The organism is Aromatoleum evansii (assembly GCF_012910805.1).
Taxonomy (GTDB): domain Bacteria; phylum Pseudomonadota; class Gammaproteobacteria; order Burkholderiales; family Rhodocyclaceae; genus Aromatoleum; species Aromatoleum evansii.
Map to the genome: position 1 here is coordinate 74244 of NZ_WTVK01000014.1, position 21660 is coordinate 95903.

A 21660-nucleotide genomic window follows, 5' to 3' on the forward strand; every position below is an offset into this window, starting at 1 on the left:
TCCTTAGAGCACTTCAGGCGCCAGCGAGACGATCTTCATGAACCGCTCGGTACGCAACTCGCGCGTCACGGGCCCGAAGATGCGCGTGCCGATCGGCTCGAGCTTGTTATTCAGCAGGACGGCCGCATTGCCATCGAACTTCACCAGAGAGCCGTCGGGACGACGCACACCCTTCGCGGTGCGCACAACAACGGCACTGTAGATGTCGCCCTTCTTGACGCGACCCCTCGGCGCTGCATCCTTGACGGTAACCTTGATGATGTCGCCAATGCTGGCATAGCGACGCTTGGAACCACCAAGGACCTTGATGCACATCACCGAACGCGCGCCAGTATTGTCGGCGACGTCCAGAATGGACTGCATTTGAATCATGAATTTATCTCCAACTTGCCCCGCTACAGCGGTCAGTCTTGGAACCCGTACGGGTAGGGAGCCCCGAAGAGCGAAAAGCAAAGAAAGAAAATTATAACAGCTTGGCAGTTGCCTGCCAAGCTGTCCACAGCAGTAGCCCGTACTCTGCTTAGATTACGCGCGCTTTTTCAAGCACCTTCGCAACGCGCCAGGACTTGGTCTTGGAAATCGGACGGCATTCCTCGATTTCAACCAGGTCGCCGGCGGCGGCAAGGCCGCCCTCGACGTGCGCGTGGTACTTGGCCGAACGCGTAATCACCTTCCCATACAGCTCGTGCTTGACGCGACGCTCGACCAACACGGTGACCGTGTTCTGCATCTTGTCGCTGACGACACGGCCGACGAGGGCGCGACGCACCTTTTCGATTTGTTCGCTCATTTCTGCCCTGCCTTTTCACGCAGAACGGTGCGCGCACGCGCGATGTCGCGGCGCACCTTCCCGAGTTGGCTCGTGTTGCCGAGTTGCTGAGTTGCAAGCTGCATACGCAGCGAGAACTGCGCCTTCAGCAGCTCAAGCACTTCCTGATTCAGTTCACCGACGCTCTTTGCGCGGAGTTCGCTCGCTTTCATGATCACCCCAGTTGACGGTGAACAAACACGGTCTCGAGCGGCAGCTTCGCAGCTGCAAGGCGGAACGCTTCGCGCGCCAACGCCTCATCGACACCATCCATCTCGTACAGCACCTTGCCGGGCTGAATCTCGGCGACCCAGTATTCCGGATTGCCCTTGCCGTTACCCATGCGGACTTCGGCAGGCTTCTTCGAGATCGGCTTGTCCGGGAAGATCCGGATCCAGATGCGACCACCCCGCTTGATGTGGCGCGTCATCGCACGTCGTGCCGATTCGATCTGTCGGGCAGTCAGCCGACCGCGGCCGATTGCCTTGAGACCGAATTCGCCGAAGCTGACCTTCGCACCGCGCGTTGCCACGCCGGTGTTGCGGCCCTTCTGCTCCTTACGGTATTTCCTTCTCGTCGGCTGAAGCATCATTCACCCCTGCTTTCTTGCGGCTGCTTGGCCTGGCCCTCAGCGCCACCGCGACGAGCGGGACGGCGACCGGGACGGCCCTCGCCACCTTCGGCACCGCGCGGCGCACCGCGACGGCCACGGCGAGCCTCGTTTTCATTCTCGACGACCGCCGGACGCTCGTTGCGGCCCAGCATCTCGCCCTTGTAAACCCAGACCTTGATGCCGATGATGCCGTACGTGGTGCTCGCTTCGGAAACACCGTAATCGATGTCGGCACGCAGCGTATGCAGCGGCACACGGCCCTCGCGATACCACTCGGTACGGGCAATTTCGGCCCCGTTCAGACGGCCCGCGCTCATGATCTTGATGCCCTGGGCACCGAGGCGCATGGCGTTCTGCATCGCGCGCTTCATCGCACGACGGAACATGATGCGCTTCTCGAGCTGCTGGGCGATCGAATCGGCGATGAGCTTCGCGTCGACTTCGGGCTTGCGAACTTCCTCGATATTGACGTGCACCGGCACGCCCATGATCTTCTGCAGTTCGCGCTTCAGCAGCTCGATGTCTTCGCCCTTCTTGCCGATGACGACACCGGGACGCGCGCTGAACAAGGTGATTCGCGCGTTCTTGGCCGGGCGCTCGATCACGATGCGACCAACCGACGCGTGCGCGAGCTTCTTCTTCAGAAAGTCGCGGACCTTGATGTCCTCGTGCAGCATCTTGGAGTAGTCGCGGCTCGAAGCGAACCAGCGCGAGCTCCAGTCACGGGTGACCGCCAGACGGAATCCGGTCGGATGAATTTTCTGACCCATATTTACCCCTTACTCCCCGACGGTCACGTAGACATGGCAGGTCGGCTTCAGGATGCGATTGCCACGCCCCTTTGCCCGCGCCGTAAACCGCTTCAGCGACGTACCTTCCTCGACGTAGATCGTCTTCACCTTGAGGGTGTCGATGTCTGCGCCATCGTTGTGTTCGGCGTTCGCGATCGCCGACTCGACGACCTTGCGGATGATCTGCGCACCCTTCTTCGGCGAGAAGGCGAGAATGTTCAGGGCCTGATCAACCGGCTTGCCCCGCACTTGGTCCGCAACCAGCCGGCCCTTCTGGGCCGACAGGCGAACACCGCGGAGGATTGCTTTGGTTTCCATGGTGACTCCTTACCTCTTCGCCTTCTTGCTCGCGGCATGACCCTTGAACGTACGGGTCAGCGCGAACTCGCCCAGCTTGTGGCCGACCATGTTCTCGGAGACAAACACCGGAACGTGCTGGCGGCCGTTATGCACCGCGATCGTGAGACCGACGAAGTCAGGCAGCACCGTGGAACGGCGCGACCACGTCTTGATCGGACGCTTGTCGTTGCTCGCCCGAACGGCGTCGACCTTCTTCAGGAGGTGCGCGTCGACAAACGGGCCTTTTTTGATTGAACGTGCCATCTGTTACCCCTTAACGCTTGTGACGACGCTGCACGATCATGGTATCGGTGCGCTTGTTGCTGCGCGTGCGATAACCCTTCGCAGGCTGACCCCACGGGCTGCGCGGAACGCCGCCCTCGCCGGTACGGCCTTCGCCGCCGCCGTGCGGGTGATCAACCGGGTTCATCGCCACGCCGCGAACGGTCGGGCGGATACCACGCCAGCGGTTTGCACCGGCCTTGCCGATCTTGCGCAGACCATGCTCTTCGTTGCCCACCACGCCGATCGCGGCACGGCACTCGACATGCACGCGGCGAACCTCGCCGGAGCGCAGACGAATCTGGGCATAGGCGCCTTCACGCGCCAGGAGCTGCACCGAAGTGCCGGCAGCGCGCGCGATCTGCGCACCCTTGCCCGGCATCATCTCGACGCAGTGAATCGTCGAACCGACAGGAATATTGCGGATCGGCAGGACATTGCCCGGCTTGATCGGAGCCTCGGCACCGCTCATCACCTGAGCACCGACTTCCAGACCCTTGGGGGCGATGATGTATGCACGCTCGCCGTCGGCGTAGCAGACCAGGGCGATGTTCGCCGAACGGTTCGGATCGTATTCGATGCGCTCGACGCGCGCCGCGATGCCATCCTTGTTGCGACGAAAATCGACGAGGCGGTAGTGCTGCTTGTGACCGCCTCCCTTGTGCCGAACGGTGATGTGGCCGTTGTTGTTACGACCGGCGTTCTTCGACTGCTTCTCGACCAGCGATGCAAGCGGACGACCCTTGTAGAGATCCGCATTCACCACCTTGACCATCGCGCGACGGCCGGCAGACGTAGGCTTGAGTTTTACCAGTGCCATGACTATTACTCCCCGGCCGCGAAGTTGATTTCCTGGCCAGGCTTGAGGCAAACGAATGCCTTCTTCCAGCCCTTGCGGCGACCCATCGTCTTGCCGAAGCGCTTGACCTTGCCCTTGACGTTCGCGATCTGGACCGACTTGACCTCGACCTTGAAGAGCAGCTCGACCGCAGCCTTGACCTCGGGCTTGGTCGCGCACGAGGCGACCTTGAAGACAACCTGCTCGTTCTTGTCGGCGATAAACGTCGCCTTTTCGGAGATCTGGGGCGCGAGCAGCACCTGCATCAGACGCTCTTGGCTAAATCCGCTCATTGCCAGGCCTCCTCCATCTTGGCCAGCGCACCCTTGGTCACGATCACGCGATCGTAGTGAACCAGGGCCACCGGATCCGTCTCGCTGACCTCGAGCACCAGCACCTTGTGCAGGTTGCGCGACGACAGGAACAGGTTCTCGTCGAACTGATCCGTGATCACCAGCACGGAATCCAGCCCCATGCCCTTCAGCTTCTGCGACAGAAGCTTGGTCTTCGGCGCCTCGACGCTGAAATTCTCGACCACTGCCAGACGGTCTTCGCGCGCCAGCTGGGACAGGATCGAAGCTACGCCGGCGCGATACATCTTGCGGTTCAGCTTCTGCGTGAAATTCTCTTCCGGGGAATTCGGGAAGATACGACCACCGCCGCGCCACAACGGGCTCGACGCCATACCGGCACGAGCACGGCCCGTACCCTTCTGACGCCACGGCTTGCGGGTCGACTTCTGAACCTCGGAGCGCCCCTTCTGCGCACGATTACCCGAGCGTGCGTTGGCCATATAGGCAACGACGACCTGGTGGATCAGCGCCTCGTTATAGTCGCGCCCGAAGAGCGCGTCAGAAGCCTGCAGCGTCGCCGCCTGCACACCCTGATCGTTCAATACTTTAAGTTCCATCACGTCCTCGCTCAGCCACGGGCCTTGACGGCCGGACGGACGATCACGTCGCCGCCCTTCGAACCCGGCACAGCCCCCTTGACCAGGAGCAACTGACGCTCGACATCGACGCGGACCACTTCGAGACTCTGCGTCGTGCGGGTCACATTGCCGTACTGACCGGCCATGCGCTTGCCCGGGAAAACGCGACCCGGATCCTGCGCCATACCGATCGAACCCGGCGTGTTGTGCGACACCGAGTTACCGTGCGAGGCACGGTTCGACGAGAAGTTGTGACGTTTGATGACACCCGAGAAGCCCTTACCGATCGAGGTACCGGTCACATCGACCTTCTGACCGACCGCAAAGAGCTCCACGCTGATCACGTCGCCTGCCTTCAGGCTCGCCAGCTGCGCCGGCTCGACAGTGAATTCGCGAAGGGTGTGACCGGCTTCGACGCCAGCCTTGGCGAGATGCCCGGCGAGCGCCTTATTGACGCGGCTCGCACGGCGCTTGCCGAAAGCCACCTGAACCGCGGCATAGCCGTCGCTTTCAGGCGTCTTGACTTGGGTAACGCGATTATTGGCAACGTCAAGCACCGTCACCGGGACGCTACGACCGTCCTCGGCAAAAATGCGAGTCATGCCAACCTTGCGTCCTACAAGGCCTAGACTCATTTTTTTCTCCTGATCCCCGGTTACGATTGACCGGGCCCTATCACATGAATTGCACCAAAAGGCGCAAAGGCCGGATTATACCGGCCTTTTTTGACACTCCGCAAGCGCGGAAGACTTACTGCAGCTTGATCTCGACGTCGACACCGGCCGGCAGGTCCAGCTTCATCAACGCATCGACGGTCTTGTCGGTCGGATCGATGATGTCCATCAGGCGCTGGTGCGTGCGGATTTCGAACTGGTCGCGCGAAGTCTTGTTGACGTGCGGCGAACGCAGAAGGTCGAAGCGCTCGATCCGGGTCGGCAGCGGCACAGGACCGCGAACGACGGCACCGGTACGCTTCGCGGTGTCGACGATCTCGAGCGCCGACTGATCGATCAGACGGTAGTCGAAAGCCTTGAGGCGGATACGAATCTTCTGGTTTTGCATGTTGCAGTCCTTAAAAGAGCAAAAACCCCGGGCACTCGCCCCGGGGATGTTGAGCGGGAAAATTACTCGATGATCTTGGCGACGACACCGGCGCCAACGGTACGACCACCTTCGCGTATCGCGAAGCGCAGACCTTCTTCCATGGCGATCGGGGCCAGCAGCTTGACCGTGATCGACACGTTGTCACCCGGCATGACCATCTCGGTGCCTTCCGGCAGCGCGATCGACCCGGTCACGTCGGTCGTACGGAAGTAGAACTGCGGACGGTAGTTGTTGAAGAACGGGGTGTGACGGCCACCCTCTTCCTTCGACAGCACGTACACTTCGCCCGTGAAGTGGGTATGCGGCTTGATCGAGCCCGGCTTGCACAGGACCTGACCACGCTCGACGTCTTCACGCTTGGTGCCGCGCAGCAGCACGCCGACGTTGTCACCCGCCTGGCCCTGGTCGAGCAGCTTGCGGAACATTTCGACGCCGGTGCAGATGGTCTTGACCGTGGGCTTGATGCCGACGATTTCGACTTCTTCACCAACCTTGACGATGCCGCGCTCGACACGACCCGTGACGACGGTGCCACGACCCGAGATCGAGAACACGTCTTCGATCGGCAGCAGGAAGGGCTTGTCGATCGCGCGCTCGGGCGTCGGGATGTAGCTGTCGAGTGCCTCGGCCAGCTTCATGATCGCGCCTTCGCCCAGATCGCCCTTGTCGCCCTCGATCGCCTTGAGCGCGGAGCCCTTGACGATGGGGATGTCGTCGCCCGGGAAGTCGTACTTCGACAGCAGCTCGCGCACTTCCATCTCGACGAGCTCGAGCAGCTCGGCGTCGTCGACCATGTCGCACTTGTTCATGAACACGATGATGTACGGCACACCAACCTGACGGGCAAGCAGGATGTGCTCGCGGGTCTGCGGCATCGGGCCGTCAGCGGCCGACACGACCAGGATCGCGCCGTCCATCTGCGCGGCGCCGGTGATCATGTTCTTCACGTAGTCGGCGTGGCCCGGGCAGTCAACGTGGGCGTAGTGACGCGTAGCAGTCTCGTACTCGACGTGCGCGGTGTTGATCGTGATGCCGCGCGCCTTCTCTTCCGGCGCCGCGTCGATCTGGTCGTAGGCCTTCGCCTCGCCGCCGAACTTCGACGACAGGATCGTCGTGATCGCTGCGGTCAGGGTCGTCTTGCCATGGTCAACGTGGCCGATCGTCCCAACGTTTACGTGCGGTTTCGTCCGCTCAAACTTGCCTTTAGCCATTGTGAGAATCCTCGCTTGAGTTCTGTTACTTGCTACGATTGCTGATCACTGCCTCCGCAACGCTCTTGGGCGCCTCGGAGTAGTGCTTGAATTCCATCGAGTAGGTCGCGCGCCCCTGCGACAGCGAACGCAGCTGGGTGGCATAACCGAACATCTCGGCCAGCGGCACCTCTGCCTTCACTTCCTTCATGCCACCAGGCAGGTCATCCATACCCTGCACGATGCCACGACGGCCGGACAGGTCGCCCATGACGTTACCCATGTAGTCCTCGGGGGTCTCGACCACAACCGCCATCATCGGCTCCAGCAGAACCGGGCTGGCCTTGCGCATCGCGTCCTTGAACGCCATCGACGCCGCCATCTTGAACGCGTTTTCGTTCGAATCGACGTCGTGGTACGAGCCATCGAACAGCGTGACCTTCACGTCGACGACCGGGAAGCCGGCCAGCACGCCGTTCGGGAGGGTTTCCTGCAAACCCTTGTCGACCGCCGGGATGTATTCGCGCGGAACCACACCACCCTTGATCGCATCCACAAATTCGTAGCCCTTGCCGGCTTCGTTCGGCTCGAGCTTGATCCAGACGTGACCGAACTGGCCACGACCACCGGACTGCTTGACGAACTTGCCTTCCTGCTCGACCGCCTTGCGGATCGCCTCGCGATATGCCACCTGCGGCGCGCCGACGTTCGCCTCGACGTTGAATTCGCGCTTCATGCGATCGACGATGATCTCGAGGTGCAGCTCGCCCATGCCGGAGATGATGGTCTGGCCCGACTCCTCGTCGGTACGGACACGGAAGGACGGGTCTTCTGCAGCCAGACGGCCCAGCGCGATACCCATCTTTTCCTGGTCACCCTTGGTCTTCGGCTCGACCGCGACGTGAATCACGGGATCCGGGAAGACCATGCGTTCGAGGATGATCGGCGCGCTCGGGTCGCACAGGGTTTCACCCGTGGTCACTTCCTTCAGGCCCACGCACGCAGCGATGTCGCCGGCGAGCACTTCCTTGATCTCGTGGCGCTCGTTGGCGTGCATCTGCAGGATGCGACCGATGCGCTCCTTCTTGCCCTTGACCGAGTTCAGCACGGTCTCGCCCGACTGCAGAACACCGGAGTACACGCGCACGAAGGTCAGCTGGCCGACGAACGGGTCGGTCATCAGCTTGAACGCCAGCGCCGAGAACTTCTCGGAGTCATCCGCCTTGCGCACGACCGGCTTTTCGTCGTCATCAGTGCCTGCAACCGGCGGAATGTCGACCGGCGACGGCAGCAGCTCGATAACCGCGTCGAGCATGCGCTGCACGCCCTTGTTCTTGAACGCGGTGCCGCACAGCATCGGCTGAATCTCGCACGCGATGGTGCGCTGACGCAGACCGGCATTGATCTTCTCGACCGACAGATCGCCATTCTCGAGGTACTCGTTCATGAGCTCCTCGCTGGCCTCGGCAGCCGCTTCGACCATCTTCTCACGCCACTCTTCGGCATCAGCCTGCAGCTCAGCCGGAATGTCGCGGTACTCGAACTTCATGCCCTGGCTGGCCTCATCCCAGTAGATCGCCTTCATCCGAGCGAGGTCGACGACACCCGCGAACGACTCTTCGGCGCCAATCGGAATCACGATGGGCACCGGGTTCGCCTTCAGGCGGGTACGCATCTGCTCGTACACCTTGAAGAAGTTCGCACCCTGGCGATCCATCTTGTTCACGAACGCGAGACGCGGCACCTTGTACTTGGTCGCCTGGCGCCACACGGTCTCGGACTGCGGCTGAACACCACCGACCGCGCAGTAGACCATGCACGCACCATCGAGGACGCGCATCGAGCGCTCGACCTCGATCGTGAAATCCACGTGTCCCGGGGTGTCGATGATGTTGAAGCGGTGCTCGGGGAACGACAGGTCCATGCCCTTCCAGAAGCAGGTCGTCGCGGCCGAGGTGATGGTGATACCCCGCTCCTGCTCCTGCTCCATCCAGTCCATGGTCGCAGCGCCATCATGAACTTCACCGATCTTGTGGTTCACACCGGTGTAATAAAGAATGCGCTCGGTCGTCGTTGTCTTGCCGGCGTCGATGTGAGCGGAGATACCGATGTTGCGGTAGCGCTCAATGGGAGTCTTGCGAGCCACGGTTTATCCTGCCTTCCAGAATTCGCGCCAGGCGCGAAAGTCCAAGTGTCTTGTTACAAAACAATCGAGCCCTTGCCAGGGCCCGATTAACCGCCATCCGAATCTGCTTAGAAGCGGTAGTGCGAGAAGGCCTTGTTTGCCTCGGCCATGCGATGCACTTCCTCGCGCTTCTTCATCGCGGCGCCACGACCTTCGGCGGCCTCGAGAAGCTCGCCGGCGAGACGCTGGGCCATCGACTTCTCGGCACGCTTGCGCGCAGCTTCGCGCAGCCAGCGCATCGACAGCGCCATACGGCGGGACGGACGCACTTCGACCGGAACCTGGTAGTTTGCACCACCAACGCGACGGCTCTTGACCTCGACCACCGGCTTGACGTTCGCAACCGCCGACGAGAAGACCTCCAGCGGGTCCTTCCCGGCCTTGCCCGAGATGTGCTCGAAAGCACCATAGACGATGCGCTCGGCAACCGATTTCTTGCCGGACTGCATGATCACGTTGATGAACTTGGAAACGTCCTGCGAGCCGAACTTCGGATCCGGCAGAATTTCACGCTTGGGTACTTCGCGACGACGGGGCATGACAACCTCTAGCTATTTCTGAATGCCGACAATTAGGATTTCTTCGGACGCTTGGCGCCATACTTCGAGCGCGACTGCTTGCGATCCTTGACGCCCTGCAGGTCCAGCGAACCGCGCACGATGTGATAGCGCACACCCGGCAAGTCCTTCACACGACCACCACGAATCAGGACCACCGAGTGCTCCTGGAGGTTGTGGCCCTCACCACCGATGTACGAGATGACCTCGAAGCCGTTGGTCAGGCGAACCTTCGCGACCTTACGCAGCGCGGAGTTCGGCTTCTTCGGCGTGGTGGTATAGACGCGAGTGCAGACGCCGCGCTTCTGCGGACATGCATCGAGCGCCGGCACTTTGCTCTTGACGACTGCAAGTTGCCGGGGCTTGCGGACGAGCTGATTAATTGTTGGCATAGCTTGAGAATTTTCCATTATACCGGGACGGCCCCAAAGGCCGCCCCGGGCGGTTGATTCCGGCTGAGGCTGACTACGATTGGTCAGTCCACAAAAAGAGGCCGGATGTTATCCCGACAAGCCGGCAAAAGTCAACCGGCTTGCACATCTTGCGAGACGCCGTCGGGCACTTCCGACGGTTGTTCCTGCATCGCCGCCCATGCATGCTCGGCTGCGAGATCCTCGCCCGCCGACTGCGCCCGGCGGTTGCGGTGGTACGCCATACCGGTACCGGCGGGAATGAGCCGGCCGACGATGACGTTTTCCTTGAGCCCGCGCAGTTCGTCACGCTTGCCCATGATGGCCGCTTCGGTCAGCACGCGCGTCGTCTCCTGGAACGACGCGGCGGAGATGAACGAATCGGTCGACAGCGAAGCCTTCGTGATACCCAGCAGGACGTTCTGGTACTGCGCCGGGAGTTTGCTTTCGCCTTCCACGCGGTCGTTTTCGTCGAGCACTTCCGACCGTTCCACCTGCTCCTCGCGGATGAACTTGGTATCGCCCGCGTCGGTAATGACCACGCGACGCAGCATCTGACGAACGATGACCTCGATGTGCTTGTCGTTGATCTTCACGCCCTGCAGACGATACACGTCCTGGACTTCGTCGATGATGTAGCGCGCCAGCGCCTCAATCCCCTGCAGGCGCAGGATGTCGTGCGGGTCCGCCGGACCATCGACGATCAGTTCGCCCTTATTGACGACCTGGCCATCGTGCACCATCACGTGCTTGTCCTTCGGGATCAGGAACTCGTGCGCCGTGCCATCGGCTTCGGTGATCACGAGACGCTGCTTGCCCTTGGTGTCCTTGCCGAACGACACGGTACCCGTGTATTCGGCGAGCACGCCGGCATCCTTCGGCGGACGGGCTTCGAAGAGTTCTGCCACACGCGGCAGACCGCCGGTAATGTCGCGGGTCTTTGCCGATTCCTGGGGAATACGGGCGAGAATGTCGCCGACGCCGATGATCTGGCCGTCCTTGACGGTGATCAGCGAGCCGACCTGGAAGGTGATCGCCACGGAATGGTCGGTGCCGGCGATCTTCACTTCCTCGCCGTTTTCGTCGAGGAGCTTGACCTGCGGGCGCACGCCCTTGGACGAGGAACCCGCCTTGCGCTTCCCGTCGATCACGACCAGGGTCGACAAGCCCGTCACTTCGTCGATCTGCTTCGCGACGGTGACGCCTTCCTCGACGTTCTCGAACTTCACGGTACCGGAGTATTCCGTGACGATCGGACGGGTGTGCGGATCCCAGGTCGCGAGCATGACGCCGGCCTTGATCGTGCCGCCATCGTCGACGAGCAGGGTCGCGCCGTACGGCAGCTTGTGCCGCTCGCGCTCGCGCCCCATGTCGTCGGCAACGACGATCTCCGCGGAGCGGGCGATGATGACTTTCTCGCCCTTAGCATTCGAAACGTAGCGCATGTTGCCGGCGAAACGGACGGTACCGGCCGACTTCGACTCGACGCCGCTGGCTGCTGCGGCCCGCGACGCCGCACCACCCACGTGGAAGGTACGCATCGTGAGCTGGGTGCCCGGCTCGCCGATCGACTGAGCGGCGATGACCCCCACCGCCTCGCCGACGTTCACGAGGTTTCCGCGCCCCAGATCGCGACCGTAGCACTTGCCGCACAGGCCGTAGCGCGTTTCGCAGGTCAGCGCGGTGCGAACCTTCACCTCGTCGATGCCGAGGCTCTCGATGAGATCGACGGCATTCTCGTCGAGCAGCGTGCCCGCTTCGATCACCGTCTCCTGCGAGTCGGGATTTACGACATCTTCGGCACAAACGCGGCCGAGGATACGCTCGCGCAGCGGCTCGATCACTTCGCCGCCCTCGATGAGGGCCTTCATCACGAAGCCGTCGCGCGTGCCGCAATCGTCTTCGGTGACGACCAGATCCTGGGTGACGTCGACCAGACGACGCGTCAGGTAACCGGAGTTTGCGGTCTTCAGCGCGGTGTCGGCCAGACCCTTACGGGCACCGTGCGTCGAGATGAAGTACTGCAGAACGTTCAGGCCTTCGCGGAAGTTGGTCGTGATCGGCGTCTCGATAATCGAGCCGTCCGGCTTCGCCATCAGGCCGCGCATGCCGGCGAGCTGACGGATCTGCGCAGCGGAACCGCGCGCTCCCGAGTCCGCCATCATGTAGATGGAGTTGAACGACTCCTGCTTGACCGTATCGCCCTTGCGATTGACGACATCTTCCTGGCCGAGCTGGTCCATCATCGCCTTGGCGACCTGGTCACCCGCGCGACCCCAGATATCGACGACCTTGTTGTAGCGCTCGCCGTCCGTCACGAGACCCGAGGTGTACTGGCGGGCAATCTCCTTGACCTCCTGCTCGGCCGCGTGGATCAGCGAGTCCTTCAGGGTCGGCACCAGCATGTCCTTGACCGCGATCGAGATGCCGGCACGGGTCGCAAGACGGAAGCCGAACTGCATCAGCTTGTCCGCGAACACGACCGTCTCCTTCAGGCCGCAGCGACGGAACGACGCGTTGATGAGCTTCGAGATCTCCTTCTTCTTCAGCGGCTTGTCGATCACGCTGAACGGCAGTCCGGGCGGCAGGATTTCCGACAGCATCGCGCGGCCCGCAGTGGTGTTGTAGCGGGTGATCTTCTCGCGGCGTTCGCCGTCGGCGCCGACTTCGATTTCCTTCAGGCGCACCGACACGCGGGCATGCAGGGAGAGTTGCTTGGACTCGTAGGCGCGCTTGAGCTCGCCGACATCCGACAGCGCCATGCCCTCGCCCAGCGCGTTCACGCCTTCGCGGGTGGCGTAGTAGAGACCGAGAACGATGTCCTGCGACGGCACGATGATCGGTTCGCCGTTGGCGGGCGAGAGCACGTTGTTCGACGCCAGCATCAGCGTGCGCGCTTCCATCTGCGCCTCGAGCGACAGCGGTACGTGGACGGCCATCTGGTCACCGTCGAAGTCGGCGTTGAACGCGACGCAGACGAGCGGGTGCAGCTGGATCGCCTTGCCCTCGATCAGCACCGGTTCGAAGGCCTGGATACCGAGGCGGTGCAGGGTCGGCGCGCGGTTCAGCATGACCGGATGCTCGCGGATCACCTCTTCGAGAATGTCCCACACCACCGGTTCCTGGCTTTCGACCATCTTCTTCGCCTGCTTGATGGTCGTCGCCAGACCCATCAGCTCCAGCTTGTTGAAGATGAAGGGCTTGAACAGCTCGAGCGCCATCAGCTTGGGCAGGCCGCACTGATGCAGCTTGAGCTGCGGGCCGACCACGATGACCGAACGGCCCGAGTAGTCGACGCGCTTGCCCAGCAGGTTCTGACGGAAGCGGCCGCCCTTGCCCTTGATCATGTCGGCGAGGGACTTCAGCGGACGCTTGTTCGCACCGGTCATCGCCTTGCCGCGGCGGCCGTTGTCGAGCAGCGAGTCGACGGCTTCCTGCAGCATGCGCTTTTCGTTGCGCACGATGATCTCGGGCGCCTTGAGCTCGAGCAGGCGCTTGAGGCGGTTGTTGCGGTTGATGACGCGGCGATACAGGTCGTTGAGGTCGGAGGTCGCGAAGCGGCCACCGTCCAGCGGCACGAGCGGACGCAGGTCCGGCGGCAGCACCGGCAGAACCTCGAGAATCATCCACTCGGGTTTGATGCCCGACTGCTGGAAGGCCTCGAGCACCTTCAAGCGCTTGGAGAACTTCTTGATCTTGGCTTCCGAGTTGGTCGTCTCGAGGTCGCCGCGCAGCTTCTCGATCTCGAGCTGGACATCGAGCGTACGCAGCAGGCCGCGGATACCCTCGGCACCCATCAGCGCGTCGAACTCGTCACCGTACTCCTCGACCTTGGCGAGGTAGTCGTCCTCGGTGAGCAGTTGGGCGCGGTTGAGCGGGGTCATGCCGGGCTCGACGACGACGAAGGCTTCGAAGTACAGCACGCGCTCGATGTCGCGCAGGGTCATGTCGAGCACCATGCCGAGGCGGCTGGGAAGGCTCTTCAGGAACCAGATGTGCGCGGTCGGGCTCGCGAGTTCGATGTGCGCCATGCGCTCGCGGCGCACCTTCGACAGCGTCACCTCGACGCCGCACTTCTCGCAGATCACGCCGCGATGCTTGAGACGCTTGTACTTGCCGCACAGGCATTCGTAATCCTTCACCGGCCCGAAGATCTTGGCGCAGAACAGGCCGTCGCGCTCGGGCTTGAAGGTGCGGTAGTTGATGGTCTCGGGCTTCTTGACCTCGCCGTAGGACCACGAGCGGATCTTGTCCGGCGATGCGAGGCCGATGGTGATCGCGTCGAACTGGTCTTCGTTCGGCAGGGTTTGCTTGAACAGGTCAGCGAGCAGGCTTTTCATAAATCACTCCGTCCGGGTGGCTTCGTGGGCATTCACCCGGTTCAGTACGTGTCCAGATCGATGTCGATCGCGAGCGAGCGGATTTCCTTCACCAGCACGTTGAAGGACTCGGGCATGCCGGCGTCGATCTTGTGCTCGCCCTTGACGATGCTTTCGTACACCTTGGTACGGCCGGTGACGTCGTCGGACTTCACGGTGAGCATTTCCTGCAGCGTGTAGGCCGCACCGTAGGCCTCGAGCGCCCACACTTCCATTTCACCGAAGCGCTGGCCACCGAACTGCGCCTTGCCGCCCAGCGGCTGCTGGGTAACGAGGGAGTACGGGCCGGTCGAGCGTGCGTGCATCTTGTCATCGACGAGGTGGTGCAGCTTCAGCACGTGCTTGTAGCCGACCGTCACCTTGCGGTCGAAGGCTTCGCCGGTACGGCCGTCGAACAGCGTGACCTGCCCGCCGGACTCGATGCCCGCGAGGGCGAACATGGCCTCGATCTCCTCTTCCTTCGCGCCATCGAACACCGGGGTCGCGAACGGCACGCCCTTGCTCAGGTTCGAGGCGAGTTCGACGACTTCCTTGTCGTCGAGGCTGGCGAGGTCCTCGGGATGGCCCTTGGTGTTGTAGACCTGCTCGAGCAGATCGCGAATCTCCGCGGCCGCGGTGTTCGCACGCACCATCTGCCCGATCCGGTTGCCGAGTGCCTTTGCGGCCCAGCCGAGATGGGTCTCGAGGATCTGGCCGATGTTCATACGCGACGGAACGCCCAGCGGGTTCAGCACGATATCGACCGGCGTGCCGTCGGCCATGTGCGGCATGTCCTCGACCGGGACGATGCGCGACACCACACCCTTGTTACCGTGACGACCCGCCATCTTGTCACCAGGCTGCAGGCGACGCTTCACGGCGAGGTAGACCTTGACCATCTTCTGCACGCCCGGGGGCAGTTCGTCGCCCTGGGTGAGCTTCTTCTTCTTGATCTCGAATGCCTGCTCGAAGTCCTTGCGGGTCTTTTCCAGGCCCTCGCGGACCGCTTCGAGCTGGGTCGCCAGCTCTTCGTCCGCCATGCGGATGTCGAACCAGTGGTAGAACTCGAGCGAATCGAGGTACTCGGCGGTGATCTCGGCACCCTTGGCGAGCTTCTTCGGTCCGCCATTGGCCTTCTGGCCGGTGATCAGGCGGCGGATACGCGCGAACGCATCGCGCTCGACGATGCGCATCTGGTCGGCAAGGTCGGTCTTGAAGCTGCGCAGCATGTCGTCGATGATCGACTGCGCGCGCTTGTCACGCTCGATGCCCTCGCGGGTGAACACCTGCACGTCGATGACGGTGCCGTTCATGCCGGACGGCACGCGCAGCGAGGTGTCCTTAACGTCGGAAGCCTTCTCGCCGAAGATCGCACGCAGCAGCTTCTCTTCGGGGGTCAGCTGGGTCTCGCCCTTGGGCGTGACCTTGCCCACCAGGACGTCGCCGGCATCCACTTCGGCACCGATGTACACGATGCCCGACTCGTCCAGACGCGACAGCTGTGCTTCACCGAGCGACGCGATGTCGCGCGTGATCTCTTCGGGCCCGAGCTTGGTGTCGCGCGCAACGACGGTCAGCTCCTCGATGTGGATCGAGGTGAAGCGGTCCTCGGCGACGACGCGCTCGGAGATGAGGATCGAGTCCTCGAAGTTGTAGCCGTTCCACGGCATGAAGGCGACCAGCATGTTCTGGCCGAGCGCGAGCTCGCCGAGGTCGGTCGAGGCGCCGTCGGCGATGACGTCGCCCTTGCCGATGAGGTCGCCGACCTTGACGATCGGACGCTGGTTGATGTTGGTGTTCTGGTTCGAACGCGTGTACTTGATCATGTTGTAGATGTCGACGCCGACTTCGCCCGCGAGCGTTTCGTCGTCATTGACACGCACCACGATCCGGTTGGCGTCGACGTAGTCGACCACGCCGCCACGCTTCGCCTGCACGGCCGTACCCGAGTCGACCGCCACGGTGCGCTCGATGCCGGTGCCGACCAGCGGCTTCTCCGGGCGCAGGCAGGGCACGGCCTGACGCTGCATGTTCGCGCCCATCAGCGCACGGTTCGCGTCGTCGTGCTCGAGGAACGGGATCAGCGAGGCCGCAACGGACACGATCTGCCCCGGCGCGACGTCCATGTACTGGACCTGGTCGGAAGTCGCCAGCGTGAATTCACCCTTGTGACGACACGAAACCAGGTCGCCCTGCAGGGTGCCGTCGTCGCCGATATCGGCGTTCGCCTGGGCGATCACGTACTGGCCTTCCTCGATCGCCGAGAGGAAGTCGATCTGGTCGGTCACCTTGCCGTCCGAAACCTTGCGATACGGCGTCTCGAGGAAGCCGTGACGGTTGGTCTGCGCGTAGACCGCCAGGGAGTTGATCAGGCCGATGTTCGGACCTTCCGGCGTCTCGATCGGGCACACGCGGCCGTAGTGCGTCGGGTGCACGTCGCGCACCTCGAAGCCGGCACGCTCGCGCGTCAGACCGCCCGGGCCGAGCGCCGAGACGCGGCGCTTGTGCGTGATCTCGGACAGCGGGTTGGTCTGGTCCATGAACTGCGACAACTGGCTGGAGCCGAAGAACTCCTTGATCGCGGCCGAGATCGGCTTGGCATTGATCAGGTCGTGCGGCATCAGGTTGTCGGATTCGGCCTGCGACAGGCGCTCCTTGACGGCGCGCTCGACGCGCACGAGACCGGCGCGGAACTGGTTCTCGGCGAGTTCGCCGACCGAACGCACGCGCCGGTTGCCGAGGTGATCGATGTCGTCGATTTCACCACGCCCGTTGCGCAGCTCGACCAGCACGCTCATCACCGCGAGGATGTCCTCGTTGGACAGCGTTGCGGGACCTTCTTCACCGCGGGCACCAACGGTCTCGTAGAAGCGCTTGAGCCAGCCCGGCGCCTTGTCCTCGATCTTCTCGGGGTAGGCGCGGCGATTGAACTTCATGCGGCCGACCGACGACAGGTCGTAGCGCTCTTCCGAGTAGAACAGCCCCTGGAACAGCGCCTCGACGGCTTCCTCGGTGGGCGGCTCGCCCGGACGCATCATGCGGTAGATCGCGACGCGCGCCGCCCACTGGTCGGCGGTCTCGTCGATGCGCAGCGTCTGCGAGATGTAGGGACCACGATCGAGGTCGTTGACGTACAGCGTCTGCAGATCCTTGACGCCGGCGTCGCGCAGCTTGCCGAGGAGGTCTTCGGTGATCTCGTCGTTGGCGCGTGCGAGCAGTTCGCCGGTCTCGGGATCGACGACGTTGCGCGCGACGATACGGCCCAGCATGAAGTCCTCAGGCACGACCATGGTCTTGATGCCGGCCTGTTCGAGCTCGCGGATGTGCTTGGCGGTGATGCGCTTGTCGCGTGCGACGATGATCCCGCCGCTGGTATCGGTGATGTCGAACTTCGCGACATCGCCGCGCAGGCGATCGGGCACGAGTTCGAACGCGATCTCCTCACCCTTGAAATGGAACGTGTCGAAATCGTGGAAGGTCTCGAGGATCTGCTCCGGCGTCATGCCGATGGCGCGCAGCAGGATGGTCGCGGGCATCTTGCGGCGACGGTCAACGCGGAAGAACAGGCAGTCCTTCGGGTCGAACTCGAAGTCGAGCCAGGAGCCACGGTAGGGGATGATGCGCGCCGAGAACAGCAGCTTGCCCGAAGAGTGCGTCTTGCCGCGGTCGTGCTCGAAGAACACGCCGGGGGAACGGTGGAGCTGCGACACAATGACGCGCTCGGTGCCGTTGATGACGAACGACCCGGTGGAGGTCATGAGCGGAATCTCGCCCATGTACACTTCCTGTTCCTTGACTTCCTTCACCGTCTCCTTGGGCGCGTCGCGATCGAGAATCACCAGACGCACGCGCGCGCGCAGCGGCGACGCGAAGGTCAGGCCGCGCTGCTGGCACTCGGTCACATCGAACGCCGGCTCGCCGAGCATGTACTGCACGAACTCCAGCCGCGCGTTCCCGCTGTGGCTGACGATCGGGAAGATCGACGTGAAAGCGGCCTGCAGACCCTGGTTCAGGCGCGTCATCGGCGGCGTTTCAGCCTGCAGGAACGAGGCGAACGACTCGATTTGGGTGGCGAGAAGGAAAGGTACGTTCAGCACTGCCGCGCGCTTGGCGAAGCTCTTGCGGATACGTTTCTTTTCGGTGTAGGAATACGCCATGGATGCTCCGGGTAGAGGTCGGACGTCAAAGAGACAGAACACAGCGCCCCGAGGAGGTCGGGCCAGGCGATAGGCTAGTGGACACCATATCTCGCGCTGGGTTCTGGCTTCTTGGATTTACAAAGCACGAAAGGGCTGGCGCCCGGATGAGCGCCAGCCCCGAGAGACAACTCGGTATTACTTGATCTCGACCTTCGCGCCAGCGTCTTCGAGCTGCTTCTTGATCGCCTCGGCGTCGGCCTTCGGGGCACCTTCCTTGACGGTCTTCGGGGCGCCATCGACGAGGTCCTTGGCTTCCTTCAGGCCCAGGCCGGTGGCGGCGCGGACGACCTTGATCACTTCGACCTTCTTGTCGCCGGCGGCAAGCAGGACGACGTCGAATTCGGTCTTCTCTTCAACGACGGCAGCGGCAGCGCCGCCGGCCGGGGCAGCAACCGCCATCGCGGCAGCCGACACGCCGAACTTCTCTTCGAACGCCTTCACGAGGTCGTTCAGTTCCATAACGGTCATCGAGCCAACGGCTTCGAGGATGTCTTCTTTGCTGATAGCCATGTCAAATCACTCCTAAATCGAAACTTTTTCGGAAAACGGTCAGGCAGCTGCCTCTTCCTCGCGCTTCTTGGCGAGGGCGGCCATCGCGCAAGCGAAGCCGGAAACCGGCGCCTGCATGACGCCCAGCAGCGTGGCGAGCAACTCTTCGCGGCTCGGGATCGACGCGAGCGCCTGCACGCCGGCCTTGTCGAGCGTCTTGCCCGCGTAGGAACCGGCCTTGAGCACCAGCTTGTCGTTGCCCTTGGCGAAGTCGTTCAGCACCTTGGCTGCGGAAACCGGATCTTCCGAAATGCCATAGATCAGCGGACCGGTCAGCTGATCCGACAACCCGGCGAACGGGGTTTCGGCGATCGCACGGCGCACCAGGGTGTTCTTCAGCACACGCAGGTAAACGCCAGCTTCGCGGGCCTTCGCGCGCAGCACAGTGAGATCACCCACTTCAATGCCGCGATACTCGGCCACCGCGATGGTCTGAGCGTTGGCCACCTGTGCCGACACCTCTGCCACTACGGCTTTCTTGTCATCGAGATTGAGACCCACAGGTCTTTCCTCCTTTCAAGTCCACACACGAACCGCAATTCGCGGTTCGCACCCACGGCGACCTGGATCAGGAGCGCGGCCGACGAATCGGCCAGAATCCTGTTCTGGGCACACCGTCTGCGCAGGCCATCCGGGGATGCTTAAGCGGTCGCCGAAGCGACCACACCTGCGGTCTTTGACGATCCGCCCCGCACTTGCGCGCGGGGCGTCCCAAAGTTCTTTGTGCAGCCCGATCAGGCTGCAGTGATGCTCGACGGCTCGACGCGCACGCCGGCACCCATGGTGCTCGACACGGCGACGCGGCGCAGGTAAACGCCCTTCGATGCGGCAGGCTTGGCCTTCTGCAGAGCCTCGACGAGTGCGCCGAGGTTCTGCTGCAGCGCCTCGATCGAGAACGATGCGCGGCCGATGGTGGCATGCACGATGCCGGCCTTGTCGGTGCGGTACTGCACCTGACCCGCCTTGGCGTTCTTGACCGCGGTGGTGACGTCCATGGTCACGGTACCGACCTTCGGGTTCGGCATCAGGCCGCGCGGACCGAGGATCTGGCCCAGCTGGCCGACGACGCGCATGGCGTCGGGCGTGGCGATGCAGAGGTCGAAGTCGATCGTGCCGCCCTTGACCTGCTCGGCGAGGTCGTCGAAACCGACGACATCGGCGCCAGCAGCACGGGCGGCTTCAGCCTTGTCGCCTTGGGCGAACACGGCCACGCGCACGGTCTTGCCGGTACCAGCGGGCAGCACGACGGAGCCGCGCACGACCTGGTCCGACTTGCGCGCATCGACGCCGAGGTTGACCGAGATATCGACCGATTCGTCGAACTTGGCGGTCGCACATTCCTTCACCAGCGAGAGGGCCTCGGCGACGGGGTAGACGCGGTTGCGGTCGACCTTGGCGCGCAGCGCCTGAACTCGTTTCGAAAGCTTAGCCATGATCAGAGACCCTCCACCGTGATGCCCATGCTGCGTGCGGAACCGGCGATCGTACGCACGGCGGCGTCCATGTTCGCAGCGGTGAGGTCAGGCATCTTGGCCTTGGCGATCTCTTCGACCTGCGCACGCGTGATCGAACCGACCTTGTCGGTGTGCGGCTTGGCCGAACCGGACTTGATGCCGGCAGCCTTCTTGATGAGGACCGTCGCAGGCGGGGTCTTCATGATGAAGGTGAAGCTCTTGTCCGCGTACGCGGTGATCACCACGGGAATCGGCAGACCCGGCTCCATGCCCTGGGTCTTGGCGTTGAACGCCTTGCAGAATTCCATGATGTTCAGACCGCGCTGACCAAGCGCAGGGCCGATCGGGGGACTGGGGTTGGCCTTACCAGCTGGCACTTGCAGCTTGATATAGCCGATGATTTTCTTTGCCATCGCGGCTAGCTCCTAGTATGAGTACAAGCGCGCCGGCCGCAGCCGACGCTCCTCGCTTTCGCCCGCACGAAGCGGGCAACTGCGGGCCTTGCGGCCCACCTGCATCAGGTCTTCTCGACCTGACTGAAATCCAGCTCGACCGGCGTGGCGCGACCGAAGATGGTCACCATCACGCGCAGCTTGCTCTTGTCGTAATTGACGTCCTCCACGGAACCGTGGAAGTCGGTGAACGGGCCTTCCTTGACGCGCACGACTTCGCCCATCTCCCACAGCACCTTCGGACGGGGCTTGTCGACGCCTTCCTGCATCTGCTGCATGATCTTCTCGACTTCCTTTTCGGAAATCGGAGTGGGCTTGTTCGCGGTGCCGCCGACGAAACCGGTAACCTTGGGCGTGGACTTGACCAGATGCCAGCTCTCGTCGTTCATGTCCATCTCGACGAGCACGTAGCCGGGGAAGAACTTCCTTTCGGAGATGCTCTTCTGGCCACTCTTCATCTCGATGACTTTTTCGACGGGAACGAGGATCTGCCCGAAGGAATCCTGCATCCCCGCGCGAGCGATGCGCTCGACGAGCGCGCGTTGGACAGACTTCTCGAAGCCCGAATAGGCATGCACCACGTACCAGCGCTTCGTCATG

23 protein-coding genes are annotated in these 21660 nt (G+C 62.7%); all 23 read right to left on the reverse strand.

The genetic code is table 11. The features are described 5' to 3' along the window. Window positions 1-3: 3 nt before the first annotated feature. The 23 genes from rplN to nusG all read right to left on the reverse strand — a co-directional run bounded on the left by rplN (window position 4) and on the right by nusG (window position 21659). Entirely contained in the window at window positions 4-372 is a 369-nt protein-coding gene (rplN, locus tag GO615_RS09200) for a 50S ribosomal protein L14 (RefSeq protein WP_121430165.1), read from the reverse strand. A 148-nt stretch (window positions 373-520) separates the two neighbouring features. Further along, complete coding sequence (gene rpsQ / locus GO615_RS09205) at window positions 521-790, reverse strand: 30S ribosomal protein S17 (RefSeq protein WP_169127195.1); 270 nt, start codon at window positions 788-790, stop codon at window positions 521-523. Then, window positions 787-981 (reverse strand): 50S ribosomal protein L29, encoded by a 195-nt coding sequence (rpmC, locus tag GO615_RS09210; protein ID WP_169127197.1) that lies wholly within the window; start codon window positions 979-981, stop codon window positions 787-789. Before rpmC ends, rpsQ begins: the two co-directional genes overlap by 4 nt. Before the next feature lie 2 nt (window positions 982-983). Next, the gene (rplP, locus tag GO615_RS09215) at window positions 984-1397 is read right to left on the reverse strand and encodes a 50S ribosomal protein L16 (RefSeq protein WP_050418483.1); all 414 of its coding nucleotides are present in this window, start codon (window positions 1395-1397) and stop codon (window positions 984-986) included. Then, the gene (rpsC, locus tag GO615_RS09220) at window positions 1397-2191 is read right to left on the reverse strand and encodes a 30S ribosomal protein S3 (RefSeq protein WP_169127199.1); all 795 of its coding nucleotides are present in this window, start codon (window positions 2189-2191) and stop codon (window positions 1397-1399) included. The genes rplP and rpsC overlap by 1 nt, the downstream gene beginning before the upstream one ends. Window positions 2192-2200: 9 nt before the next feature. Next, window positions 2201-2530, reverse strand: a complete 330-nt coding sequence (gene rplV / locus GO615_RS09225; RefSeq protein ID WP_018987827.1) for a 50S ribosomal protein L22 — start codon at window positions 2528-2530, stop codon at window positions 2201-2203. A 9-nt stretch (window positions 2531-2539) separates the two neighbouring features. Continuing rightward, complete coding sequence (gene rpsS, locus GO615_RS09230; protein WP_053420931.1) at window positions 2540-2815, reverse strand: 30S ribosomal protein S19; 276 nt, start codon at window positions 2813-2815, stop codon at window positions 2540-2542. Between the two features lie 10 nt (window positions 2816-2825). Continuing rightward, window positions 2826-3653: a 50S ribosomal protein L2 gene (gene rplB, locus GO615_RS09235; protein ID WP_169127201.1), complete on the reverse strand. Its 828-nt coding sequence runs from the start codon at window positions 3651-3653 to the stop codon at window positions 2826-2828. Between the two features lie 5 nt (window positions 3654-3658). Continuing rightward, window positions 3659-3964: a 50S ribosomal protein L23 gene (gene rplW, locus GO615_RS09240; RefSeq protein WP_169127203.1), complete on the reverse strand. Its 306-nt coding sequence runs from the start codon at window positions 3962-3964 to the stop codon at window positions 3659-3661. Continuing rightward, the gene (rplD, locus tag GO615_RS09245) at window positions 3961-4581 is read right to left on the reverse strand and encodes a 50S ribosomal protein L4 (RefSeq protein WP_169127205.1); all 621 of its coding nucleotides are present in this window, start codon (window positions 4579-4581) and stop codon (window positions 3961-3963) included. Before rplD ends, rplW begins: the two co-directional genes overlap by 4 nt. Before the next feature lie 11 nt (window positions 4582-4592). Continuing rightward, window positions 4593-5237, reverse strand: a complete 645-nt coding sequence (rplC, locus tag GO615_RS09250; RefSeq protein WP_169127207.1) for a 50S ribosomal protein L3 — start codon at window positions 5235-5237, stop codon at window positions 4593-4595. Between the two features lie 115 nt (window positions 5238-5352). Then, a complete protein-coding gene (gene rpsJ / locus GO615_RS09255; RefSeq protein ID WP_018987821.1) occupies window positions 5353-5664 on the reverse strand; it encodes a 30S ribosomal protein S10 in 312 nt (103 codons plus the stop codon). 62 nt (window positions 5665-5726) lie between these two features. Continuing rightward, window positions 5727-6917, reverse strand: a complete 1191-nt coding sequence (tuf, locus tag GO615_RS09260) for an elongation factor Tu (RefSeq protein ID WP_169127209.1) — start codon at window positions 6915-6917, stop codon at window positions 5727-5729. A gap of 25 nt (window positions 6918-6942) precedes the next feature. After that, complete coding sequence (fusA, locus tag GO615_RS09265; protein ID WP_169127210.1) at window positions 6943-9042, reverse strand: elongation factor G; 2100 nt, start codon at window positions 9040-9042, stop codon at window positions 6943-6945. Between the two features lie 107 nt (window positions 9043-9149). Next, on the reverse strand, window positions 9150-9620 hold the full coding sequence (gene rpsG / locus GO615_RS09270; protein WP_018987818.1) for a 30S ribosomal protein S7: 471 nt from the start codon (window positions 9618-9620) through the stop codon (window positions 9150-9152). Between the two features lie 32 nt (window positions 9621-9652). Further along, on the reverse strand, window positions 9653-10030 hold the full coding sequence (gene rpsL, locus GO615_RS09275) for a 30S ribosomal protein S12 (RefSeq protein ID WP_018987817.1): 378 nt from the start codon (window positions 10028-10030) through the stop codon (window positions 9653-9655). Between the two features lie 131 nt (window positions 10031-10161). Continuing rightward, on the reverse strand, window positions 10162-14388 hold the full coding sequence (gene rpoC, locus GO615_RS09280) for a DNA-directed RNA polymerase subunit beta' (RefSeq protein ID WP_169127212.1): 4227 nt from the start codon (window positions 14386-14388) through the stop codon (window positions 10162-10164). A 41-nt stretch (window positions 14389-14429) separates the two neighbouring features. Continuing rightward, complete coding sequence (rpoB, locus tag GO615_RS09285; RefSeq protein WP_169127214.1) at window positions 14430-18563, reverse strand: DNA-directed RNA polymerase subunit beta; 4134 nt, start codon at window positions 18561-18563, stop codon at window positions 14430-14432. Between the two features lie 177 nt (window positions 18564-18740). Next, window positions 18741-19115, reverse strand: coding sequence for a 50S ribosomal protein L7/L12 (gene rplL / locus GO615_RS09290; RefSeq protein ID WP_169127216.1), 375 nt, complete (start codon window positions 19113-19115; stop codon window positions 18741-18743). Between the two features lie 39 nt (window positions 19116-19154). After that, window positions 19155-19655: a 50S ribosomal protein L10 gene (gene rplJ, locus GO615_RS09295; RefSeq protein ID WP_018987813.1), complete on the reverse strand. Its 501-nt coding sequence runs from the start codon at window positions 19653-19655 to the stop codon at window positions 19155-19157. A gap of 233 nt (window positions 19656-19888) precedes the next feature. Continuing rightward, complete coding sequence (gene rplA, locus GO615_RS09300) at window positions 19889-20587, reverse strand: 50S ribosomal protein L1 (protein WP_169127218.1); 699 nt, start codon at window positions 20585-20587, stop codon at window positions 19889-19891. Between the two features lie 2 nt (window positions 20588-20589). Next, window positions 20590-21021 carry a 50S ribosomal protein L11 gene (gene rplK, locus GO615_RS09305; RefSeq protein ID WP_018987811.1) on the reverse strand — a complete coding sequence of 144 codons (432 nt, stop codon included), beginning with the start codon at window positions 21019-21021 and terminating at the stop codon, window positions 20590-20592. Window positions 21022-21125: 104 nt separating this feature from the next. Continuing rightward, the gene (gene nusG / locus GO615_RS09310) at window positions 21126-21659 is read right to left on the reverse strand and encodes a transcription termination/antitermination protein NusG (RefSeq protein ID WP_169127220.1); all 534 of its coding nucleotides are present in this window, start codon (window positions 21657-21659) and stop codon (window positions 21126-21128) included. Between the last annotated feature and the right edge of the window lies 1 nt (window position 21660).